The following is a 4,549-nucleotide window of genomic DNA, read 5'->3' as shown; positions in this document are numbered from 1 at the left end:
GGCGGCCACGCGCCGACCGGCGGTGGTTGGCCGTCCTATTATGTCGAGGAGCATCAGTCCAACGCGCACACCATCGCGGCGCAGCTGGCCAGCCTCGTCATCGAAGGCGTGCCGGAGCGCTTCCCAAAACTGAAGATCGTGTTCATCGAGGGCGGCTTCGGCTGGATTCCGTCGGCGGTCTGGCGGATGGACCAGCATTTCGAGCGGTTCCGCAGCGAGGTGCCGCATCTCAAGCGCAAGCCGTCCGAATATGTCCGCGAGCATTTCTGGTTCACGACCCAGCCGATCGACGAGCCCGACGAGGCGCGGCATCTGCGTGCGCTGATCGAATGGGTCGGCATCGACCGGCTGCTGTTCTCGTCGGACTATCCGCACTGGGACTTCGATGATCCGCGCTTCGCCTTCAAGACGCCGCTGACCGAGGCCGAGCGGAAGAAGATCTTCAGCACCAATGCACGAGCGGTCTACAAGTTCTGAGATTGGTATGGCCCGTCACATCGTCGCGTCGACTTCAGAGATCCCGCCCGGCGGCAACAAGGTCGTCGACGTCGCCGGCCGCGATATCGTCGTGTTCCATGTCAACGGGGAGTTCTTCGCGCTGCTCAACCGCTGTCCGCACGAAGGCGCGCCGCTGGAGAAAGCGGCCTGTGTGGCGCGGCTGACCTCGCCCGAGCCCGGCGTCTATGAGCGCTCGCGCGTTGGCGAGATGCTGCGCTGTCCCTGGCACGGCTGGGAGTTCGACATGCGCGACGGCCAGTCCTGGTTCGATCCGAAGCGTTTCAGGATCCGGTCCTATCCGGTCGCGGTGGAACGCGGCGAGGAATTGCAGAAGGGGCCGTATGTCGCCGAGACATTTCCGGTCCATGTCGAAGATAGCTATGTGATCGTCGAGATCTGACCCCCCTTCCGTCATTCCGGGGCGCGCGAAGCGCGAACCCGGAATCTCGAGATTCCGGGGGATGCCGTGCATCGCCCCGGAATGACTTCGTCGGTCGCAATGTTTCAGCTTGCCGATTGTGATTCCAACGCAACTACGATATGGCTCTCGCGCTTCCAGAGGCGGAGACCAGCTTTGTCGAAACAATCCCTGCGTGAAGAGGCCGAGCGCCTGATCCGCGAATCGATGGAAAAGAAGACCATCGTCGTGAAGCAGGGCACCACCCGCATCGAGGCGGTCTGCGGCAAATGCGGCGCGCCAAACCGGGTCCAGGCGGAAAAAGGCCAGAGCCGCGTCAAGTTCGCCTGCAAGAATTGCGGGCACAAGCAAGAGACGCTGTAGGTTTCTCGCCTACTCCCCCTTCACGAACCTTGCGAACGCATCGGCGTAGTCCGGATGCCAGCGCGACAGCGGCGGGCGGTTCTCGACGATGTCGCCGGCGGCCCACAGCATGCGCTTCTCGTCGAGCGCGCGCGGCACGTCGTTGTCTGGGCAGAGGATGTAGAAATCGCCGGCTTCAAGCCGCGCCATCATGAAATCCACCGTCTGCTCCGGCGTCCAGGCGCTATCAGGCTTTTCGGTGCGGCCCTTGGCGGTAAGGGCGGTGAACACAAAGCCGGGGATCAAGAGATGCGCGGTGATGTGGCAATCCCTGGTGTTGCGCAGCTCGTGCTGGAGCGCCTCGGTAAACGCCTTCACGCCGGCCTTGGAGACGTTGTAGGCGGGATCGCCGGGCGGGGTCGTGATGCCCTGCTTGGAGCCGGTGTTGATGATCAGGCCTGCCTTGCCGCGCGCGATCATGTTCGGCGCGAAGATGCGCGCGCCGTTGATGATGCCCCACATGTTGACGCCGATGATGTGATGCCAATGGTCCGGCTCGCCGAACATTGTGCTGCCCGGCTGGATGCCGGCGTTGTTCATCAGGAGGTCCGTGCCGCCAAAATGCGCGCCCACGGCGCGTTCCAGTTCCGTCACGCTCTCGGTCCGGCTGACGTCGGTCACTGATGTCATCACGTTCGCCGCACCTGCGATCAATGACAGTCTTGTTGCGGCTTCCGCTAGTCTGGACTCATCGACATCGGCGATGCACACCTTCATCCCGGCGCGTGCGCACGCCGTAGCTGCGGCGAGACCGATGCCTGACGCGCCGCCGGTGATCACGGCAACATTGCCCTTGGCGATGACAGGATGCGGCATGGCTGTTCTCCGGGATCTGCTCTTGATCGTGTTATTGCATGGCATCGCGCGACCCTGCACAAGTCGGCATGGCAGGGCTTCGCTCCCCGCCGACTTTACGCCTTTCAGGCCTCGCTGTATTCTGCCTGACCTAACGATCCCGGCCAGATCGAGCCCATCAAAATCATAAACCCAGGGAGTGCAGACATGGCTGTGTCGCAGGCTATTCCGATCACGCGCCATCCGTTCGCCAACGGGTCCTACAAGCAAATGCTGATCGACGGGAAGTGGGTGGATGCCGCTTCCGGCAAGCGCTTCGAGACCCATAACCCCGCAACCGGCGAACTGCTCGCAACCGTTGCCGAAGGCGACAAGGAAGACATCGACCGTGCGGTCGCGGCCGCCCGCCGCGCCTTCGAGGGCCCCTGGAGCAAGGTCAAGCCGTTCGAACGCCAGAACCTGCTCTTGAAGCTCGCCGACCTCGTCGAGAAGAATTTCGACGAATTGTCGCAGCTCGATACGCTCGACATGGGCGCACCGCTCAGCCGTACCCGCGCCTATCGCCTGCGCGCCGTCGGCATGCTGCGCTATTACGCCGGCCAGACCACGGCGATTCACGGCGAGACCATCGAGAACTCGCTGCCCGGCGAGATCTTCTCCTACACGCTGAAGGAGCCTGTCGGCGTCGTCGGCGCCATCATTCCCTGGAACGGTCCGCTCACTGCGACGATCTGGAAGATCGGCCCGGCGATCGCGACCGGCTGCACCGTGGTGCTGAAGCCGGCGGAAGAAGCGCCGCTGACCTCGCTGCGCATCGCCGAGCTCGCGATGGAAGCCGGCATTCCGCCCGGCGTCGTCAATGTCGTGCCCGGCTATGGCGAGACCGCAGGCGCCGCGCTGGCCTCGCACCATGACGTCGACAAGGTCGCCTTCACCGGCTCGCATATCACGGGACAGTCGATCATTCGTGCGTCGGCCGGCAACCTCAAGCGCGTCTCGCTCGAGCTCGGCGGCAAGTCGCCCGATATCGTGTTCGCCGATGCCGATCTCGATGCCGCCGTACCGGGAGCGGCAATGGCGGTGTTCGCCAATTCCGGCCAGATCTGCAGCGCCGGCACCCGTCTGTTCGTCGAGCAGGCGATCTACGAAGAGTTCGTCGGCCGCGTCGCCGAGTTCGGCAAGAGGCTGCAAGTCGGCAACGGCCTCGATCCCAACGTGCAGATCGGCCCGCTGGTCTCCGAGCAGCAGCTCGAGCGCGTCACCGGTTATCTCGACATCGGCCAGAAGGAAGGCGCGCGAGCGCTCGCCGGCGGTGGCCGCGTCACCGAAGGCGCGTTGTCAAAAGGCTTCTTCGTTTCGCCGACGGTGTTCGCGGGCGTCCAGGACAACATGCGCATCGCACAGGAGGAGATTTTTGGCCCGGTCATCTCCGCGATCGCATTCAAGGACATGGACGAGCTGGTCAAGCGTGCCAACAACACCACCTTTGGTCTCGGCTCCGGCCTGTGGACGCGTGACGTCACCAAGGCGCATGCGGTCGCCAAGCGCCTGCGGGCCGGCTCGGTGTGGGTGAATTGCTACCAGGCGATGGATCCGGCCGTGCCCTTCGGCGGCTACAAGATGAGCGGCTACGGCCGCGAATCCGGCAAGCAGCACGTCGAGGAATATCTCAACGTGAAGGCCGTCTGGATCAAGACGGCGTAGGGCTTGTTCTCTCACGTTCCGCGCGAGGGAATGTCTGCTTTATGAGGGGCGGCGCCTTCTCCGGTGGCTGCCTCTCGCTATATGATCCGCATCCTTCCATAGCTATTCGGGGTCTTCATGAAGTTTCCGGCGTTGTTTCAACCGTTGCAGGTCGGTCCGTACAAGCTTGCGCATCGCGTCGCGATGGCGCCGCTGACGCGCATGCGCGCCGAGCGCGACGGTTTCGCCCCGCGGCCGCTCAACGCCGAATATTACGGCCAGCGCGCGACGAAGGGCGGCCTGATCATCGCCGAAGCCTCGCCGGTGCTGTCGCAGGGCCGCGGCAATCCGGCAACGCCGGGCATCTATTCGGAGGCGCAAGTAGCCGGCTGGCGCAAAGTGGTCGATGCCGTGCACGCCAAGGGCGGCATCATTTTCCTCCAGCTCTGGCATGTCGGCCGCGTCTCGCATTCCTCCTTTCACGGCGGTGAGCTTCCGGTCTCGGCCTCGGCGATCCCGATCAGGGCCGAGGGCATGAAGGCGATGACGGCCGACGGCAAGATCGCCGATTACGAGACGCCGCGCGCGCTGGAGACAGACGAGGTCAAAGGCATCGTCGAGGCCTTCAGGCAGGCCGCGAAGAACGCGCTCGCCGCCGGCTTCGATGGTGTCGAGATCCACGGCGCCAACGGCTATCTGCTCGAGCAGTTCCTGCAGTCACGCAGCAATCAGCGTACCGACCAATATGGCGGG

The 4,549-nt window shown here is 63.9% G+C and carries 6 protein-coding genes; 5 read left to right on the top strand and 1 reads right to left on the bottom strand.

Annotated elements, in window-relative coordinates; all coding sequences use genetic code 11:
* The 3 genes from AOQ71_RS48475 to AOQ71_RS25230 all read left to right on the top strand — a co-directional run.
* A partial coding sequence (locus tag AOQ71_RS48475; RefSeq protein ID WP_245317107.1) for an amidohydrolase family protein occupies positions 1-477 on the top strand: 477 nt, incomplete at its 5' end.
* Positions 478-484: 7 nt separating this feature from the next.
* Complete coding sequence (locus AOQ71_RS25235) at positions 485-898, top strand: Rieske (2Fe-2S) protein (RefSeq protein WP_057752610.1); 414 nt, start codon at positions 485-487, stop codon at positions 896-898.
* A 174-nt stretch (positions 899-1,072) separates the two neighbouring features.
* Positions 1,073-1,279: a hypothetical protein gene (locus tag AOQ71_RS25230; protein WP_027562959.1), complete on the top strand. Its 207-nt coding sequence runs from the start codon at positions 1,073-1,075 to the stop codon at positions 1,277-1,279.
* 9 nt (positions 1,280-1,288) lie between these two features.
* Here the strand turns inward: AOQ71_RS25230 and AOQ71_RS25225 are convergent, their stop codons facing one another.
* Positions 1,289-2,134 carry an SDR family NAD(P)-dependent oxidoreductase gene (locus tag AOQ71_RS25225; protein ID WP_057752607.1) on the bottom strand — a complete coding sequence of 282 codons (846 nt, stop codon included), beginning with the start codon at positions 2,132-2,134 and terminating at the stop codon, positions 1,289-1,291.
* Between the two features lie 186 nt (positions 2,135-2,320).
* Here AOQ71_RS25225 and AOQ71_RS25220 point away from each other — a divergent pair, with 186 nt between their 5' ends.
* Positions 2,321-3,817, top strand: a complete 1,497-nt coding sequence (locus AOQ71_RS25220; RefSeq protein WP_057752604.1) for an aldehyde dehydrogenase family protein — start codon at positions 2,321-2,323, stop codon at positions 3,815-3,817.
* Between the two features lie 117 nt (positions 3,818-3,934).
* Positions 3,935-4,549 (top strand): oxidoreductase (locus AOQ71_RS48470; protein WP_488226152.1); only part of this gene is annotated, 615 nt, incomplete at its 3' end.

Origin of the sequence: Bradyrhizobium manausense, from assembly GCF_001440035.1 — a bacterium.
Taxonomy (GTDB): domain Bacteria; phylum Pseudomonadota; class Alphaproteobacteria; order Rhizobiales; family Xanthobacteraceae; genus Bradyrhizobium; species Bradyrhizobium manausense.
This window is presented reverse-complemented; position numbering and strand designations above follow the sequence as displayed.

Excerpts from the sequence above, each read along its gene's own strand:
- AOQ71_RS25220 (WP_057752604.1), top strand. The coding sequence starts at position 2,321 with ATGGCTGTGTCGCAGGCTATTCCGATCACGCGCCATCCGTTCGCCAAC.
- AOQ71_RS25235 (WP_057752610.1), top strand. The coding sequence starts at position 485 with ATGGCCCGTCACATCGTCGCGTCGACTTCAGAGATCCCGCCCGGCGGC.
- AOQ71_RS25225 (WP_057752607.1), bottom strand. The coding sequence starts at position 2,134 with ATGCCGCATCCTGTCATCGCCAAGGGCAATGTTGCCGTGATCACCGGC.